Origin of the sequence: Vibrio cyclitrophicus (assembly GCF_024347435.1) — a bacterium.
GTDB lineage: Bacteria > Pseudomonadota > Gammaproteobacteria > Enterobacterales > Vibrionaceae > Vibrio > Vibrio cyclitrophicus.
This window is the reverse complement of record NZ_AP025480.1, coordinates 742789-759869: the sequence shown is the minus strand read 5'-3', so window position 1 is coordinate 759869 and position 17081 is coordinate 742789. Positions and strand designations below refer to the sequence as shown.

At 43.8% G+C, this 17081-nt stretch carries 15 protein-coding genes; 8 read left to right on the top strand and 7 right to left on the bottom strand.

Translation table 11 applies throughout. The annotated features are described in order from the left end of the window. Nucleotides 1-12: 12 nt before the first annotated feature. From treB to gmhB, 4 genes are all read right to left on the bottom strand, one after another. The gene (gene treB / locus OCW38_RS03560; RefSeq protein ID WP_032547840.1) at nucleotides 13-1437 is read right to left on the bottom strand and encodes a PTS trehalose transporter subunit IIBC; all 1425 of its coding nucleotides are present in this window, start codon (nucleotides 1435-1437) and stop codon (nucleotides 13-15) included. Nucleotides 1438-1641: 204 nt separating this feature from the next. Beyond that, a complete protein-coding gene (treR, locus tag OCW38_RS03555; RefSeq protein ID WP_016787758.1) occupies nucleotides 1642-2586 on the bottom strand; it encodes a trehalose operon repressor TreR in 945 nt (314 codons plus the stop codon). Between the two features lie 91 nt (nucleotides 2587-2677). Beyond that, nucleotides 2678-3013 carry an MliC family protein gene (locus tag OCW38_RS03550; RefSeq protein WP_016787759.1) on the bottom strand — a complete coding sequence of 112 codons (336 nt, stop codon included), beginning with the start codon at nucleotides 3011-3013 and terminating at the stop codon, nucleotides 2678-2680. A gap of 80 nt (nucleotides 3014-3093) precedes the next feature. After that, on the bottom strand, nucleotides 3094-3645 hold the full coding sequence (gmhB, locus tag OCW38_RS03545) for a D-glycero-beta-D-manno-heptose 1,7-bisphosphate 7-phosphatase (RefSeq protein WP_032544876.1): 552 nt from the start codon (nucleotides 3643-3645) through the stop codon (nucleotides 3094-3096). Nucleotides 3646-3885: 240 nt separating this feature from the next. On the opposite strand from gmhB, the gene metN reads away from it, so the two are divergent. The 3 genes from metN to OCW38_RS03530 all read left to right on the top strand — a co-directional run bounded on the left by metN (nucleotide 3886) and on the right by OCW38_RS03530 (nucleotide 6469). Next, the gene (gene metN, locus OCW38_RS03540; RefSeq protein ID WP_016787760.1) at nucleotides 3886-4920 is read left to right on the top strand and encodes a methionine ABC transporter ATP-binding protein MetN; all 1035 of its coding nucleotides are present in this window, start codon (nucleotides 3886-3888) and stop codon (nucleotides 4918-4920) included. Then, entirely contained in the window at nucleotides 4910-5593 is a 684-nt protein-coding gene (locus tag OCW38_RS03535; RefSeq protein WP_004734372.1) for a methionine ABC transporter permease, read from the top strand. Before metN ends, OCW38_RS03535 begins: the two co-directional genes overlap by 11 nt. 66 nt (nucleotides 5594-5659) lie before the next feature. After that, entirely contained in the window at nucleotides 5660-6469 is an 810-nt protein-coding gene (locus tag OCW38_RS03530; protein ID WP_010436416.1) for a MetQ/NlpA family lipoprotein, read from the top strand. 90 nt (nucleotides 6470-6559) lie between these two features. Here the strand turns inward: OCW38_RS03530 and OCW38_RS03525 are convergent, their stop codons facing one another. The 3 genes from OCW38_RS03525 to syd form a co-directional block, all read right to left on the bottom strand. After that, nucleotides 6560-7765, bottom strand: coding sequence for a carbohydrate porin (locus OCW38_RS03525; protein ID WP_010436412.1), 1206 nt, complete (start codon nucleotides 7763-7765; stop codon nucleotides 6560-6562). Nucleotides 7766-8174: 409 nt separating this feature from the next. Next, nucleotides 8175-8951 carry a Zn-ribbon-containing protein gene (locus OCW38_RS03520; protein WP_010436409.1) on the bottom strand — a complete coding sequence of 259 codons (777 nt, stop codon included), beginning with the start codon at nucleotides 8949-8951 and terminating at the stop codon, nucleotides 8175-8177. Between the two features lie 4 nt (nucleotides 8952-8955). Next, nucleotides 8956-9501, bottom strand: a complete 546-nt coding sequence (gene syd, locus OCW38_RS03515; RefSeq protein WP_010436408.1) for a SecY-interacting protein — start codon at nucleotides 9499-9501, stop codon at nucleotides 8956-8958. Between the two features lie 131 nt (nucleotides 9502-9632). Between syd and queF the strand changes: the two genes are divergently transcribed. From queF to xni, 5 genes are all read left to right on the top strand, one after another. Further along, nucleotides 9633-10478 carry an NADPH-dependent 7-cyano-7-deazaguanine reductase QueF gene (gene queF, locus OCW38_RS03510; protein ID WP_016767598.1) on the top strand — a complete coding sequence of 282 codons (846 nt, stop codon included), beginning with the start codon at nucleotides 9633-9635 and terminating at the stop codon, nucleotides 10476-10478. 58 nt (nucleotides 10479-10536) lie between these two features. Next, nucleotides 10537-12795, top strand: coding sequence for a tetratricopeptide repeat protein (locus OCW38_RS03505; RefSeq protein ID WP_010436402.1), 2259 nt, complete (start codon nucleotides 10537-10539; stop codon nucleotides 12793-12795). A 118-nt stretch (nucleotides 12796-12913) separates the two neighbouring features. After that, nucleotides 12914-14479: a GGDEF domain-containing protein gene (locus tag OCW38_RS03500; protein ID WP_016767599.1), complete on the top strand. Its 1566-nt coding sequence runs from the start codon at nucleotides 12914-12916 to the stop codon at nucleotides 14477-14479. Between the two features lie 312 nt (nucleotides 14480-14791). Further along, on the top strand, nucleotides 14792-16156 hold the full coding sequence (gene ppnN, locus OCW38_RS03495) for a nucleotide 5'-monophosphate nucleosidase PpnN (protein ID WP_010436397.1): 1365 nt from the start codon (nucleotides 14792-14794) through the stop codon (nucleotides 16154-16156). 145 nt (nucleotides 16157-16301) lie between these two features. Next, nucleotides 16302-17075: a flap endonuclease Xni gene (gene xni, locus OCW38_RS03490; RefSeq protein ID WP_010436394.1), complete on the top strand. Its 774-nt coding sequence runs from the start codon at nucleotides 16302-16304 to the stop codon at nucleotides 17073-17075. Nucleotides 17076-17081 lie beyond the last annotated feature (6 nt).

Genomic DNA, 17081 nt, shown 5'->3' with positions numbered 1-17081 from the left:
TTATTTAATGCATTACGCGTTGGCGGTTTCTAGCTCACCTTTCATCTGTGCTCGTTTATAGAAGAACAGTGTTAACGTAACGGGCAGTACAACCGCCACTAGCATCGCAACTAAGTAAATCGACCAATATTGAGGTTGAATCGATAAGATGCCCGGCAAGCCACCAACACCGATACCATTCGCCATCACACCTGCACTACCACAGATTGCAGCCGCTGCGGCACTGCCGATCATTGCGCTCAACATAGGGAATTTGTATTTAAGGTTGATGCCGTACATCGCAGGTTCCGTTACACCTAGGTAAGCAGAGATTGCTGCTGGTACCGAGATGTCTCGTTCACCTTCACGTTTACTCAAAATAATGATGCCGACAACCGCTGAAGCTTGTGCAATGTTTGATAGTGCAATCAAAGGCCAGATTGGCGTACCACCTAAGTCTTGCATCAGTTGTAGGTCAACGGCGTTGGTTGTGTGGTGAATACCCGTAATAACCAAAGGTGCGTAAAGGAAGCCAAATACCACGGAACCCAGAATCGCAAAATCACCAGTCATTGCCACTTTAGCCGCGAAAGCCACACCATCGCCTAACATACGACCAAATGGGCCAATAAAGGCGTGAGCTAGAATCACAGATAAGATGATCGAGACAAATGGCACAACAACTAGATACAGATAAGAAGGTACAATGCGCTTAAGGTTACTCTCGATGAAGGCCAAAGCCACACCCGCTAACATCGCAGGGATCACCTGAGCTTGATAACCGACCTTCTCTATCACGAACAAGCCAAAGTCCCATACCTCAGGTACCGATTTACCTATCATGTAAGCGTTCATCAACTGTGGAGAAACCAAGGTGACACCGAGCGTGATACCCAAAATAGGCGTTCCGCCGAGTTTCTTAACCGTTGCCCAACACACACCAACCGGTAGGAAGAAGAAAATAGCTTCGCCAATCAACCATAAGAAAGAGTGAACGGTTGCCCAGAATTGGCTGATCTCAACCAAGGTTTTGCCGTCGAACATGCGAATGTCACCAATCACATTACGGAAACCAAGAATCAAACCACCAGTAATAATGGCAGGCAGCAGTGGTACGAAAATTTCGGCTAAATGGGAGATACCACGCTCAAGGAAGTTCATGTTCTGGCGAGCAGCCAACTTCGCCTCATCTTTTGATGATGCATCTTTACCAGTTTGCTCAATCAAAAGTGCGTACACCTCATCAACTTCGGTGCCAATCACGACTTGGAATTGACCTGCGTTAGTAAAGCAGCCTTTTACCAGTTTAAGCTTCTCTAACTCTGCTTTGTTCGCTTGTTCCGTATCGTTCAATACAAAACGCAGCCGAGTTAGACAATGGCTGACACTCGCAATATTCTCTTTGCCACCGACTAACTCGATAAGACGCGCAACGTCTTGCTTCGCTATCTTACTCATACTACCCCACCCTGGTTTCATTCAATTACTCTTCTAAACCATGCAGCTATAACCACTTCGATTTAGATTAATGGGAACATTCCCAATTACAGTTATTATAATGCCCACATGAATGATAAATTAAAATGGGAACAGTCCCATTAATTGAAAGAGATCACACTCTAATTTTAATCTAAGCGGTTCAATTTCGCTTGATTGAGTGGATTATAGAATCGGAGATTGAGTGTGATGAGAGATCTCTGAATTGCCTAAAAGCTGAGAGATCAATAGATTAGCGGCCAATTTACCTGCAGATTGATACCCAGGATCAATGCTAAATACTCGAGGGAACAAGAAAGAGAGAAGATCATTGCCACCGACACCAGTCACCACCACATCTTCACGTTGTAACTCTTGCAAACGCTTGATTACGCCAAGAGCCAATGTATCACTCGCACAGACAATGGCTTGAGTCGTAGGAACAAGCACCTCATCCACCAACTGATAAGCGCTTTCATGATGAAGTTGACCAGTACGATAGTTCGCAATTGAACCTGTATTTTCACACCACTCGAGATAAGCCTTAAGACGCAGTTCACCGGTTGATTTGTCGCTAGGATCAACGCCAATGAAACCAACCTCAGAGATCCCCTGATCTGCTAAATGCGTTAACGCACTATTGATCACCTGTCGGTTATCATAGTTAATCGACGTCACATTCTCAGTATCCAAAGCAATCACCACCGCTTTGTTTCCCCAAGCTTCAATCGCAGGAATATCACAGTCAGTAAAACCAAACACGATAATACCATCTACATTGCGACGCTTGAGAACCTGAAGGTGTTCGTTAGCTTTATCTCTATCTAGCTGACTTTCCATGATCACGACATCGTAATCCGCTCGATACAATTCTGCCAACATGGTGCTAACTGCTTTGTTTTCAGAGGGAGAATCTAAACGAGAGATGATCACGCCGATGACTTTTTGACTGCCACCGCGCATGGATTGCGCAGACTTTGAAGGCGTGTACCCAGATTCTTGAATTACTCTTTCCACCCTTTCTCGGGTTTCAGGTTTCACTTTTGGATCATTGGTCAGAACACGAGATACGGTTGACTTACCAACACCGGACAGCTTAGCAATATCGAGAATAGTGAGTTTTTTGCTCATAAAAAGTCTAACGTTAAAGGAAAGAGAAGAAAAAGTGAGGGTAGGTTTCCTCACTTAACTGTTTGTAAAATATAGCAGTTCTTACTATGACTTACTTTTGGCAATTACGATAGACCACACGGCCTAGTTCTAGACGTGCGTCGTCACCTTTCGTGCGCAAAGTGATGCTGCTAATCATCTCTGAGGTGCCATCGTCTAGAATGTATTTGGTTCCTGAGCCTGCCGGTACTTGAGTCAATTGGTACTCGTTATCAGGTAAACGCAGTACTGCTTTTTCATTACTAAGGTAAGCCACATCAAACGAGACGTCAGACTCACATTGATAAGTCACGAATTGATTATCCGATGCTGCACTATCAGGGGATGCTGATTTAGAGCACCCGACCAATGCTACCGTACATAGAGATGCTACCAACATAGCTTTCATACTTCGTTCCTCATCTTTATATAGTCAATGACACTTAGTTTAGACTCAGGTTAGAAAAACCTTAGTGATAAATAGAACGTTTAACCTTTCAAGAAAGCGGGTACGTCTTTAATGCTATCAAGTACTACGCTGGCTAACGCTTCACCTTTTTCAGTGACTGGCTTACCGGTCCTTACCAACACTCTAGTGCCAACACCTGCCGCTTCTGCAGCCATCATATCTTCAGCTTTGTCGCCGATCATGACTGAGTTAGCCATATCAATCTTAAGAAAGTCACGAGCAGAAATGAACATACCTGGTTTTGGTTTACGGCACTCACAATCTTGCTTGTAGTCGCCTAAGCCTTGTTCAGCATGATGCGGACAGTAATAGATGCCATCAAGCTCAACGCCGTTATCAACAAAGTTCCAATCCATCCACTGCGTTAAAGAAAGAAAACGGTCCTCGCTAAACATACCACGAGCAATGCCTGACTGGTTGGTCACTAGCACCAATAAATAGCCCATATCTTTAAACGCTTTCGCCGCTTCAAACACACCATCGATATATTCAAAGTCATGCTCATCATGTACATAGCCATGATCAACGTTAATCACACCATCACGATCTAAAAAAACAGCAGGTTTAGACAAAATTTTGTTCTCTATCAACTCTCTATTAATCATTAATTATTACACGCTTTATTTGCTTCATCACTATCTATTTAGTTTTGCGTTCGTTAACGATTTGTTTCCAGCTTAGCCATACAATCGGCGTTTAGCCATCTAGACGTAAAAATATCTATTGACTTAGATCATAGAACACCATAGCATCGTCTGTAAATCGAGCGAGCTATCGACATATTATTCTGTTCTACCGGCACGGGTTTCTCTATGATTAAAGTGAATCAAGTCAATAAGGTTTTTTATCAAGGCACTAAAGAAATCAATGCCTTAATTGATATCAACCTCCATATTCCTCAAGGTCAAATCTTTGGAGTCATCGGCTCTTCAGGTGCAGGCAAAAGTACTCTTATCCGCTGTGTAAACATGTTGGAAGCCCCAACGTCGGGTGAAGTGATTGTTGACGGAATCGACCTGACAAAACTCAACAAATCAGAACTTAGCGTAGCACGTCGTAACATCGGCATGATATTCCAGCATTTCAACTTGCTGTCTTCTCGCACTGTATTTAACAATGTAGCACTGCCTTTAGAACTTGCAGGTAAAGATAAAGCAGCAATTGAAGCAAAAGTCAGTGAGCTACTTGAGTTGGTTGGTCTTGCTGATAAGCGCGATACCTACCCTGCAAACCTAAGTGGTGGTCAAAAGCAGCGTGTCGCGATTGCTCGCGCACTGGCATCTGACCCAAAAGTACTGCTTTGTGATGAGGCGACCAGTGCTTTGGATCCAGCCACGACTCAATCTATCCTTGAGCTACTGCGTGAAATCAACCGTAAATTAAGCATCACTATTTTACTGATTACTCACGAAATGGACGTGGTTAAAAGCATTTGTCACGAAGTCGCAATCATCGGCGGCGGCGAACTAGTAGAAAAAGGGACCGTAGGTGAAATATTTGCTCACCCTAAAACAGAGCTAGCACATCAGTTTATTCGCTCAACACTGGACCTGACGATTCCTGAAGATTACCAAGCGCGTTTACATGAGACTCGAGTAAACAGCAGTTACCCATTGGTACGTCTTGAGTTTACAGGAGCAACCGTTGATGCACCGTTAATGACGCAAATCGCTCGTAAATTCAATATCGATGTTAGCATCCTAAGCTCAGATCTTGATTACGCCGGCGGCGTAAAGTTCGGCATGATGGTAGCTGAACTGTTCGGTAATGAAGCAAATGATAATGCTGCTATACAATTCCTACGCGACAACAATGTAAAAGTAGAGGTGCTTGGTTATGTCCTTTAGTTTCAACGAGATTGCTGACTGGATCAGCCTTAACGGTAACCTTCTACTAGGCGCAACAGGCGAAACGCTTTACATGGTTGCAGTCGCAGGCATCGTTGGCTTTGCCGTCGGTATCCCATTAGGCGTGATTCTACACACGACTAAAAAAGGTGGTTTGCTAGAGAACACCAAACTAAACAAAATTTTGGGTGCGGTTGTGAACGTAGGTCGTTCAGTGCCTTTCTTAGTGTTGATGGTTGCTATTATCCCACTGACTAAGATGCTGATTGGTACCTTCATCGGAACAACAGCAGCGATTGTTCCACTGACGATCGGCGCTATACCTTTTGTTGCTAGACTTATCGAAAGTGCACTACTTGAAGTGCCCACAGGTCTAGTGGAAGCCGCTCAGTCCATGGGCGCAACACCGACTCAAATCATCAACAAGGTTCTGCTTCCAGAAGCACTACCGACTATCATCAACTCAGTAACGATTACACTCGTGACTCTGGTGAGCTATTCAGCAATGGCCGGTACTGTAGGTGGCGGCGGTCTAGGTGATGTCGCGATTCGTTACGGATTTCACCGTTACGATGTGACCATCATGGCAGTGACAGTAGTGATGTTGATTGTGCTTGTACAAATTATTCAATCAATCGGTGATTCATTAGTTCGCCGCGTTGACCACAGATAAAGGCTCACGATTAAAGATTAGAGTCATCGAAACCAAATTAGATAGATTTATTAAAAGGAGATTATTATGAAATTTAACCTTAAAGGTTTACTTACTATCGCAGCAGCGGCATCAGCGTTAGTACTAGCAGGTTGTGGCGATAAAGAAGTGGATACTTCTAAAGTAAAAGTTGGCGTAATGGCAGGTGCAGAAGCACAAGTTGCTGAAGTTGCAGCTAAAGTGGCGAAAGAAAAGTACGGACTAGATGTTGAACTAGTGACTTTCACAGATTACGTAACACCAAATGCAGCTCTAGATGACGGCTCTATCGACATCAATGCATTCCAACACGCACCGTATCTAGATCAGCAAGTTGCTGACCGTGGCTACAAACTGACTATCGCTGGTAACACGTTTGTTTACCCAATCGCGGGTTACTCTAAAGAAGTGAAATCTGTTGACGAAATCCAAGACGGCGCGCGCATTGCTGTACCAAACGATCCAACTAACCTAGGTCGTTCTCTGCTGCTTCTTGAGCAACAAGGTCTACTTGAGCTTCGTGAAGGTGCAGGCCTTCTAGCGACAGTTCGTGACATCGTTAAGAACCCTAAGAATCTTACAATTGTTGAACTAGACGCAGCACAACTGCCGCGTTCTCTTGATGATGTAGCTTTGTCTATCATCAACACAACTTACGCAAGTTCTATCAACCTGACTCCACAAAAAGATGGTGTATTCGTTGAAGACAAAGACTCTCCTTACGTGAATCTAATCGTTTCTCGTGAAGACAATCTAAACGCAGAAAACGTACAAAACTTCGTTAAAGCTTACCAAACTGAAGAAGTGTACAACGCAGCTTCTGACATCTTCCAAGGTGGTGTGGTTAAAGGTTGGTAATCAACTAAACTACAGCGCGGTATAGATACCCGAAGGGCTGATATAACATCAGCCCCTTTTTATTGGTTACAATTTACAAGAAAATTCGACTTACCACCAAGCTTCCACTTGCATGCCAACACTCATTTCACTGTTCTTACCTTCACCGAAAGCATTATCATTTTCAGCATCATTTAGGTAAGTCGCAAAGATACGAAATTCAGGACGTGACCAGAAACCCACTTGCGGTACCCAAGCTTGAGCGACAGTGAACTTGCCGCCCGCGCCGTCTTGGTTATCAATAGTTTCAACAAAGCCACCAATTTCAAGAATGGTACGCATGCGCTTGTCCCACTTATAAAGCGGTCGTATTACTGCACTGAACGACTCATCATCACTGTTATTCGCACCAACCCCCGATGACGCGGCATAACGAACCGTGTGGCCAAATTCGATGTTCTCACCGATAGCAAGCACACCCCAGTTAATCAATCGAAAGCCGTCAGCATCATTGTTGTTTGCATCACGAACAATGCCCTTACCTGTACCAAAGGTTGTCATCTGCTCTGCATAACCAGAGTTAGCAACTTGAAGAATGGTTTTGTTGAAGCCACCCGCTAGGTTTTGATTTAGGCTGGCCGTCAGCATCACACTATCATCCGCGTCCACCGTTTGACCCTGCTTTTCATTGGCGAAGTTCATATCAATACCGACCTCAAGATCCGCATTGTTCCACAATGGAATACCCGCATAACGTATATCAGCAATCATGGCTGTGGTCTCTTTGCCATCAAACACATCGCCCGTAACCGTGTCTTGAATCAAAGCCACCGATAATTTACCAGGGCCCATATTGATGTGTTCAACACCAGCACCAATACCACTTACATCCCAGTAGTAATTATCAACGATGTGTACATCATGGCGTTGGTAGTAGCGCTCACCGGCCCAAATACCAATACCTTTATCTTCAAAAAGCCCTACAGCTTGAACATTGAGTTGAACTACATCCACGCTTTTATCCGCAGCGTTCTCATCTTGGCCTTGCCAGTACGACAACATGGAATCAACTAAAAATGAAACGTCGTCCTCTGCATACACTTCTTTTCTAAAACCAAACTCGCCATATAGGTCATTTTCGTTGCCGAGTCGGCCTACTTTACTCACCTCCCATTTGCTATTTGAACCGCCTTCATTACTCAAGCCAACACCCCCGCGCATGTAGCCATTAAACTCCAATGGTGTGGTTTCGTCAGCGTATAAATTAGGTGCAAGTAAGACAGTAGAGAGTGCAGCAGCAATAGGTAACAGTTTCATCGTCCATTCCTTTCAGATCTTGAATCAGATTATTTTATTATAAATGGGAACATTCCCATGGGATCGATCCCATTTATATTGGGAAGAATATAAATTGAAAGAGAACTGATTGATTATTGTGATCAGGCTAACTATTGAGATGACTGAAAGTTGATGGGTGTAGGGTTATTTAAATGAATACATTGGCACTACAGAAAGAGCTGAATATCACGCTCTGCTCGTATTAAAAGGAGAAAGAGATAAACAATGAGGAGTAAGAAAAATAGAGCTAAAGTAAGTCATGAGGCCACAGTACCGAACATGAAGCAAGGTACTGAATTTTTAATATAGAAATGATAAAAATGAATATCGGAGCACTTAATTAGCACTCCGACACCTAAAATATGACGCTTAAATATACACTAGAAGGTTACTTTAGGTGATCCCAAGAGATGTTTGACACCAGTCGGCAGTCATCACACTTGAAATAGAAAATATCGTGGATCGGTGCATCTAGCAGCCATTCACCACCACACTGCGGGCATTTCCGCTCTTTCTCGGCCTTTAAACTAATGCCCCCCACACGGTACAAGTAGTAATAAGTTGGGATCTTCGTGAGATATTCAATGCGCCCTCTCAAGCCCCAACCGCGTTTGAACAATACGCTTTTGGTATCACTGATCTCCGCTAGCGTTGCGTGTTCTGCACGGCAACCACCGCCCATTTGTACTTCATCACAAGCTTGCCATTCTGTCTGCCATTTCAGTACGGCTTTATGATCACCATTGAATGTTGGTGGGTTGCGATATAAAGGGATTGGCAGCAAGCTATCACCACTGCGCAGCGGCGAACAGGTATGAACGAATGTCGTGTATAACACCTGCCAACTTGGCGTTTCATCTTCTGCAACTTCTTCGGAATTAAGATCTCGACCCAACAAACGCATTTTAGGCGCAAGAAGGCTCGCGTTAGACAAGCGCTCAAAACACACTTTTACGAAGTCTGAGTGATTACGCGGATGTAAACTGTCTTGCTCAGGACACACAACGCGAACATAGAATTCACCGTCGCCCATCACGATTGGAAACTCACGACCTAACACTTGTCCGTTATAACGAAGTGCATCCATCAAGCCATTAACCGCCTTATCGACAGCGCTGACCGTTGTGTTATCAAAACACTCAAATTGAAGCTCTAATACGTACATCTATTTATACCGCAGGTTGTAGCTTGTCTAAGAATTCTGCCAATGTCTCGGCCAATACATCACGATTTTTAGTGCCTAAGCGTTCTAGAATCACGTTACCCGTTAAGTTACAGATAGAGATAACATCCAGTTCAGCGTCTGTTGCAGCAATAAATACGGTCGGCTTAAGTTTTAAACGGCGTTGAGTCACAAGGTGACCCAGAATATTCTCTTGTAGGCATTCGAAGTCTTCATCACTCCAAATCTGCAATAGAGTCAATTCATTGCCATCAAACGTCGCGTTCATATCAGCACTGTATTGCGCACCATAGAAGGTTTTGATGTCTTCATGCAGGGTTAATTCAATGCCAGTTTCAACATTGGTAAAATCAGCAAATTGCTCACGTGGATAGCTTTTCCATAACACGACGTCGCCACTCTTTTCTTCTACGCATGGCGATACGATATCCACAAGCTCCTCGTTACGGGGTAAGCTCTGGTGTTGCTTTTGCCACGTATCAACGTATCGCTGACTAAAAGAAAACAGTGCGTCTTGAGCACGTTGAGTCATGAAAATCTCCTAAACACAAAATAATAAATAGAATCCGAGCCCTTTCCGCACCGATTAAGCGATGACTTAATGACAGGGTAATGGGGATTCAGTAAAATCGACCCCATTCTAATCGAATTTGAAACGAAAGTATGAGCAAATATTCTGACGCAAAAGAGCTAGCGGGTTTAACCCTAGGCCAAAAAACTGAGTACTCTAACCAATACGATGCAAGTTTATTGCAACCAGTACCTCGTAGCCTGAATCGTGATGATCTTGCGCTAAACGGCGAGCTGCCTTTTGTTGGTCATGATATTTGGACGATGTACGAGCTTTCATGGCTTAACACCAATGGCCTGCCACAAGTGGCTGTCGGTGAAGTTTTCATCCCAGCAACTAGCCCAAATTTAATTGAATCAAAATCTTTCAAGCTTTATTTGAACAGCTACAACCAGACTCAATTCGAAAACTGGGACCAAGTCACTGAACGTCTTACTCAAGATTTGTCTGCATGTGCAGGCGAAACGGTGATTGTAAATGTAAATTCAGTAACGGATTACACCAACCAGCCTATCGTGACGATGGAAGGCGATTGTATCGACAATCAAAACATCCAAATCAACAGCTACGATTTTGAAGCGTCACTGCTAGAAGGAGCTGCTAGCGAGCAAAATGTTGAGGAAACACTGCACAGCCACCTATTGAAGTCGAACTGTTTAATCACCAATCAACCCGATTGGGGCAGCGTTGAGATCGCATATTCAGGTAAGCAAATTGACCGTGAAGCACTGCTGCGCTATTTAGTTTCTTTCCGTGAACACAACGAGTTCCACGAACAATGTGTTGAACGTATCTTTACGGATATCATGAAATACTGCGCACCATCGAAACTCACCGTATTTGCACGTTACACGCGTCGTGGTGGCTTGGATATCAATCCATACCGTTCAACAGAGCAAGATAGACCAAGCCACAATAAGCGTATGGCCCGCCAGTAATTAGGCTGGAACCACCCACACTTATTTGAACCTACCCAATCTTTAAAGGGATATTGAAATGCGTTGGTTATACGTTTTTAGCCTATTTATTTTAAGCTTAAGCACGTCGGTTAATGCGTCGGTTTATTCTTCGGCGCTGCTTAATGAAGCCAATAACTTGGTTGAGATAGAGCCGAGCCAAGCAAAACAAATGGCGAACAGCTACCTAACGCTACGTATCCTTTCAGACCAAAGCGAGAAAAGCCCATCGGCTATTTCTCGCGAAGAGACAGACTCTTCGATCAGAACCCCAAACAGCAGTATTGATGCCTACAAGATATTAGCGAAAGCAGAATACAACCTTGGTAATATTCATATTGCGATTCAACATATCGACAAAGCATTTGAGCTTGCGAAAACCTATAAGCTTGAGTACCTAAAACTGGATCTTGAGATCCTAAAAGTACGCTTACTTTGGCTGAGTGACAGGAAATCAGCCAAAGCAAAAACAGAGCTGGCGAGTATCGAAGCAAACCTAGAATCGGTGAATAAAACCTTGCGTTTAACAGAAGGTATTACCTATCGTTTGATCATGCTGAAAGCTGATATTGCCTCTTATGACAATAAGGTCGATGAAGCCGAGAAGTTCTACCAAGAAGCGAAAACCTACCTCGATCAGCGTTACTCAGAAAAAGTGACTATCGACTACCACATCGCGGTCGGTGAATTTTATCTAACCCATAAAGAGTACAACCACGCACTATCTGAGTTGTTGTATGGCTACTGGAAATCCGTAGAAGGTAATCTGAGCTCACGCTTAGCAAAAGTAAACCGCCTGCTTGCTCAGCTTTTCTTTGAACGCCAAGTGTTAGATAAAGCTCTCGAGCACTTATCTCAAGCTGCTGATTTCTATGATAACTTTGAAAACTCACCTGTTTTGGCACAAGTGCTTAAAAAAATGGGTGATGTATACTTCTTTCAAGGAAAATATAACCTTGCGTTAGTGCATTTCTTCAACGTTTTGGACCATGAAAGCACCGACCGAGATATCCAACAAGTCATTGATATTCGTCTGAGTTTATCAGCTACCTACTTACGCCTTTATAACTACCCTCTTGCAGAACAATACCTAACACGCGCTCTTGAGCTGTTGGAGTACACAGATATTCCAAAACTGGAAGGCCGCGCTGCGCTGCTGTCGGCAGGGTTAGCTTATCATCTACAAGAGAGCGATGACGTAATCAAGCATGCGACACGTGCACTTGAAATTTCACGTCAGATAGAAAATATGCACCTGTCACAGCGTTCGTATTACTTACTGTCCTTAGGCTATGAACAAGCAGGTCGTCCTCAACAAGCATTAGCGAATCTCAAGCAGTACAATAGTTTAGTTTCTTTAGAGCAGCAAAAACTAAATCGTGTAGGTGAGGATGCATTCCGTCAGCAGAAAGAGTTTGCTGAACAAACTTTGCACTACGCTGGTCAAGCGCAAGAATTAGAAAGGTATAAGTTAGAGCATCGTAAATTCCAAAAGATATCCTTCGCCCTATTTCTGTTCAGCATCGTCCTATTTTTCTTTGTACTACGCAGAGGCTACCTCATCCAAACCTTAGCTAAAGAAGTGGATTCGCTGCGTACTGATCTTTTTACGCACTCACGTTCAAAGCTTCCGAACCTAAGAATGCTCAATGCTAAGCTCTCAAATTCGTTAGAGCAAACCAGCCAAACCTTCGAGCAATGGCAGCTTGGGGAGTTGATTTATGAACCATTAAACGACCGCTTACGCTTCGTTATGATTGACTTACCTTTCCTGCGCAACATGTATACGCAAAATGGTTATAAAGCGGGCTTAGAGCTCGAAGATGCTTTCGGTGATTTCTTAAAATCAAAACTGGAAGGCCCAGCTCGCGTCTATCATTTCTCAGATGCGAACTTGCTTTATATAGAGCCAAATTCAGATCGTGATTCATCACCAGAAGCGATGTTCCTAAAGATTCAATCGTGGGTAAATGACTTCGAGCCAGAACGTAATATCAACCGAACGATTCGAATGGGCATCGCTGACTACCCGTTTTTACCACGAGCTTACACCGCTATTAATGACCAAGAGCTATTAGATGTATTGTTGATGTCGACCAACCTAGCGCGTGAAATCAGCTTGAAAGAACGCACTAGTCAATGGGTATACCTCAAAGCTATCGATAACGCACCAGCGGCAAGCCTTGCAACTGGTAACATACGAGAAGCTTGTAAACATGCCATTAATCAAGGGTTAATAAAAATACAATCGTCGTACCAGAATGAGGACAACATCAAAAAAATGCTAAAAGATGACTGAATTGCGAGCGGTTAAGACTTGCAAGTCGTGACCTTATTTTTAGTTTTGTTATTATCGATGCAACGGAATTTCATCTAAATGATCGTGATCGATCTACGCGGCGCTAATTAATACATCTATGGGCATTCTTGAAAAAGACATTCAGGCGCAACTCCACCAACTGAAATTTCAGTTGGAGCAAGTTCGCTTGACGCAAAGAGACACCTCGTTCAAATTTATTAGAGAGCAAAAAGTTCTTAAGCGCATCGTCACATCTTTAAGTGATGCGTGCGTTGGTAGTAACAGTTATTTAGATGAAAACCTCATTGCCCTTAGGGAAGAGCTAGAAAAGCAAAAAGACATCAGCTCGATGATCCCTAAATTGGCAGTCATAGAAAGAATGCTCAAGCAGAAGACGTTGGCTATGGATAAACAGAACGGATATCTGGATGATAGCATTAAGCACAGTGGAGAAACGCTACAACGCATAACTGGCCTACCAGCACCGTTGAAACGTGATCTACGAAACTTACTTAGCTTCTCCGAATGCAATGGCAGTCAGAAAGTCGACCACGCCATGAAACTCCTCGGTATTTACGAGCGTGCCATAAAGATCATGGCGAACAACTCTCGTACTCATTTTGCCGACGCTGCGCAATCGCCTGAACAAGAACTCCTTGCCGACTTATCAAACGAATTACAACATCTGATCACCGAACTCGATTTTGAGGGTGAATCGGGTGAGCTACTTACCGATATTCGAGCCAAACTGCTGCTTGGTGTTTCTACACAAAACCTCCTTGAGCTGACGCTTCAAATTCTCAAACTAGTCATAGAGGGCACCAATCTAGAGCGTAAAAAGTCTGAACAGTTTATTGACCAGCTTAATTCTTCACTCGCGTCTAGCATCAAAACCGCAGATCAAAATGCAGACCAAAGCCAAAGCTACTTTAAGCATCGCCAAGGCCTGAACTCTGAGCTAAATGAGCTTGTCATCAAGAGCCAGAGTTCTGTAGATAAAGCAACGGACATTGATAACTTAAAGCAGACGATTAATCCTCTGCTTAGTGAAATCGCCTCTCTTTCTGAAAGATTGAATCATGCAGAGCAAAAAGAACAAGCTCTGATAGAGAGAATGAATTACGGGAAAACTCAGTTAGACTCGCTCTATGAAGTGACTCAAGACTATCGAAAGCGTTTAGAAGATCAGGCTCAGCGTATGTTGCTTGACCCGCTCACCAAGGTCTACAATCGTACCGCCTTTACCGATCGCTTAGAACTTGAATACCGCCGTTGGATTCGCGCGCAACACTCACTGCGTGTTGTACTGCTCGACATCGACAATTTCAAAGCCATCAATGATAGTTTTGGTTATACAGCGGGTGACAAAGCACTCAAAATTATCGCAAGAACCATCACCAAAGAGACCGGCGCTACCGATAGTGTGGCTCGTTTTTCTGGTGAGGAATTTATCTTGTTATTACCAGAGCAAACGGATGAATATTGCCACCAGGTAATTCAAAACATCCAGACTCAAGTCAGCCGTTTACCTTTTAAGTTCCGTGACCAACAAATCACGATTACTTTGTGTGCAGCAAGTACTCAATTCAAAGAGTCAGATACACCTGAAGAAGTACTAGAGCGACTCAATAAAACGCTAAACAAAGCCAAACAACGTGGTACTAACCAATTGGTTTGGAATTAAACTAGGCCTGATTTAATTTATTTCTTTTTTTCAAATACTTATCACATACCAATTCCCTCAATGTTTGCTAAGCTTATGATTAACATTCGCTTAACAAGCATTCTTGACAAGTCATGCTGTTTATAAGATCTTAAGCAACTCGATATTAGCCCTTAAGCAATTCCATACAATCCATAAAGCAACGCTGTCGTAACCGTTTCGTCTGGTTAACTCTTCTCACCTTTAACCAAACACTTTCAACGTTTGCTTCTCACTCTCGAGCCAGAGGGTCACTTCAAAAGTCGCCTCTGCTCTTCTCAACAAGGAGGCACTATGATCACTCATATCAGCCCTGCCGGTAGCATGGATTTACTCTCTCAACTTGAAGTTGAGCGTCTTAAAAAAACCGCATCTAGTGATCTGTACCAACTGTATCGTAACTGTACGTTAGCGGTACTGAACTCGGGTAGCCACACCGACAACTCCAAAGAATTGCTCGACAAGTATCAGTCATTTGATGTTGAAGTGGTGCGTCGTGAGCGTGGTATCAAGCTCGAACTAAGCAACCCACCAGAGCATGCCTTTGTCGACGGTGAAATCATCAAGGGTATTCAAGAACATCTATTCTCAGTGCTGCGTGACATTGTCTACGTCAACATGCACTTGGCCGATAACCAAAGGCTTAACCTCACCAACGCAACTCACATCACCAATCTTGTGTTTGGTATTTTGAGAAACGCAGGAGCACTCACACCCGGCATTGAGCCGAACCTGATCGTGTGCTGGGGTGGTCACTCAATTAATGCCACTGAATACCAATATACTCGCGAAGTCGGTAATGAACTTGGCCTACGTGAACTCAACATCTGTACGGGTTGTGGACCAGGTGCGATGGAAGGGCCAATGAAAGGTGCGGCTATTGGTCACGCTAAGCAGCGCTATACTGAACATCGTTATTTAGGGTTAACTGAACCATCAATCATTGCGGCTGAGCCACCAAACCCGATAGTGAACGAACTGGTGATCATGCCCGATATCGAGAAACGTCTTGAAGCGTTTGTTCGTATGGCACATGGCATCATAATCTTCCCTGGAGGCCCAGGAACCGCCGAAGAACTGCTGTACATCCTAGGTATCATGATGCACCCAAACAACGCAGACCAACCGATGCCTATCGTTCTAACTGGCTCTAAAGAGAGCGAGGCTTACTTCCGTTCAATTGATAAGTTCATTGGTGAAACATTGGGTGAAGAAGCGCAAAAGCACTATGAAATTGTCATTGATGATCCAGCACGTGCTGCGAAAATTATGAAGCAAGCAATGCCAGATGTACGCTCTCACCGTAAAGAAACAGGCGATGCTTACAGCTACAACTGGTCACTGCATATTGAGCCTGAGTTCCAACTCCCCTTCGACCCTACTCACGAATCTATGGCGGCACTCGATCTGCACATGGATCAGAAAACAGAGAGCCTTGCTGCGAATTTACGTAAAGCGTTCTCAGGTATTGTGGCAGGTAACGTCAAAGCCGAAGGTATTCTGGAGATTGAGAAGCATGGGCCATTCCTCATTGATGGCGACAAAGAGTTGATGACTAAGATGGATCAACTGCTAAATGATTTTGTTGAACAAGATCGAATGAAACTGCCGGGTGGTACCGACTACGTTCCTTGTTATAAAATTGCGCCAAGCAGCTGATGATAATATCTGACTGATAACAAAGCCGTAAGCATAAAGCTAAACAAGTCATGACGTTTACGTCACCAGCGTTTCAACTCACCAAGTGATACGTTACTATAAGGGGCTAGCAGCCCCTTATTTATTGCCTATTTAGTGGAAACTTATGTCTATCCATCTTGTTATTATCGATGCCTTGAACCTAATCCGACGCGTTCACTCAGTTCAGCCGGATCCAACCGATATAGCAAGAACCATCACTACCACGACTCGTACTCTTAATAAGATTCTTGCGGAATCTAAACCAACTCACATCATCGCGGTATTCGATCACCACTTACAAGATCGGGGCTGGCGTGCAGAAGTCCTTCCTGCCTATAAACAAAACCGAAAGCCAATGCCTGAGCCATTACTGAAAGGCCTCGATGCTATCCAACAAGCTTGGTGGGAATTAGGTATTGATTCGCTGTTATCTGATGGCGATGAAGCTGATGACTTAGTAGCAACACTCGCAAAAAAAGTGGCTGACCATGGTGAAAAAGTTACGATAATCTCTACCGATAAAGGTTACTGCCAACTGTTATCACCTACACTACAGATCCGCGATTACTTCCAACATCGCTGGTTAGATAAGCCCTTTATCGAAGCTGAGTTCGGCGTAAAACCAGAGCAACTTGCAGATTACTGGGGATTAACGGGCGTTAGTTCAAGCCAAGTACCTGGGATCCCAGGCGTGGGACCAAAAGCAGCCAAAGAGATCTTAACGACTTATCCCGATATTGAAGCCGCATTCCTAGCTGAAGATTTACCTAAAAAATATCGTAAGAAGTTCGATGAACACATCGAATCCGCACGAGTGTGCAAGTTGGTTTCAGCTCTAAAAACTGATATAGATTTGGGCTTCAATCTTCAAGACATTCGCTACGAAGCTCATTCTTAACTCCCG

What these genes read in the sequence shown, in the direction of transcription:
- syd (WP_010436408.1), bottom strand. Translation starts at nt 9,501, where the DNA reads ATGACTCAACGTGCTCAAGACGCACTGTTTTCTTTTAGTCAGCGATAC.
- ppnN (WP_010436397.1), top strand. Translation starts at nt 14,792, where the DNA reads ATGATCACTCATATCAGCCCTGCCGGTAGCATGGATTTACTCTCTCAA.
- OCW38_RS03500 (WP_016767599.1), top strand. Translation starts at nt 12,914, where the DNA reads ATGGGCATTCTTGAAAAAGACATTCAGGCGCAACTCCACCAACTGAAA.
- OCW38_RS03525 (WP_010436412.1), bottom strand. Translation starts at nt 7,765, where the DNA reads ATGAAACTGTTACCTATTGCTGCTGCACTCTCTACTGTCTTACTTGCA.
- OCW38_RS03505 (WP_010436402.1), top strand. Translation starts at nt 10,537, where the DNA reads ATGCGTTGGTTATACGTTTTTAGCCTATTTATTTTAAGCTTAAGCACG.
- OCW38_RS03530 (WP_010436416.1), top strand. Translation starts at nt 5,660, where the DNA reads ATGAAATTTAACCTTAAAGGTTTACTTACTATCGCAGCAGCGGCATCA.
- xni (WP_010436394.1), top strand. Translation starts at nt 16,302, where the DNA reads ATGTCTATCCATCTTGTTATTATCGATGCCTTGAACCTAATCCGACGC.
- OCW38_RS03550 (WP_016787759.1), bottom strand. Translation starts at nt 3,013, where the DNA reads ATGAAAGCTATGTTGGTAGCATCTCTATGTACGGTAGCATTGGTCGGG.
- OCW38_RS03520 (WP_010436409.1), bottom strand. Translation starts at nt 8,951, where the DNA reads ATGTACGTATTAGAGCTTCAATTTGAGTGTTTTGATAACACAACGGTC.
- metN (WP_016787760.1), top strand. Translation starts at nt 3,886, where the DNA reads ATGATTAAAGTGAATCAAGTCAATAAGGTTTTTTATCAAGGCACTAAA.
- OCW38_RS03535 (WP_004734372.1), top strand. Translation starts at nt 4,910, where the DNA reads ATGTCCTTTAGTTTCAACGAGATTGCTGACTGGATCAGCCTTAACGGT.
- treB (WP_032547840.1), bottom strand. Translation starts at nt 1,437, where the DNA reads ATGAGTAAGATAGCGAAGCAAGACGTTGCGCGTCTTATCGAGTTAGTC.
- queF (WP_016767598.1), top strand. Translation starts at nt 9,633, where the DNA reads ATGAGCAAATATTCTGACGCAAAAGAGCTAGCGGGTTTAACCCTAGGC.
- treR (WP_016787758.1), bottom strand. Translation starts at nt 2,586, where the DNA reads ATGAGCAAAAAACTCACTATTCTCGATATTGCTAAGCTGTCCGGTGTT.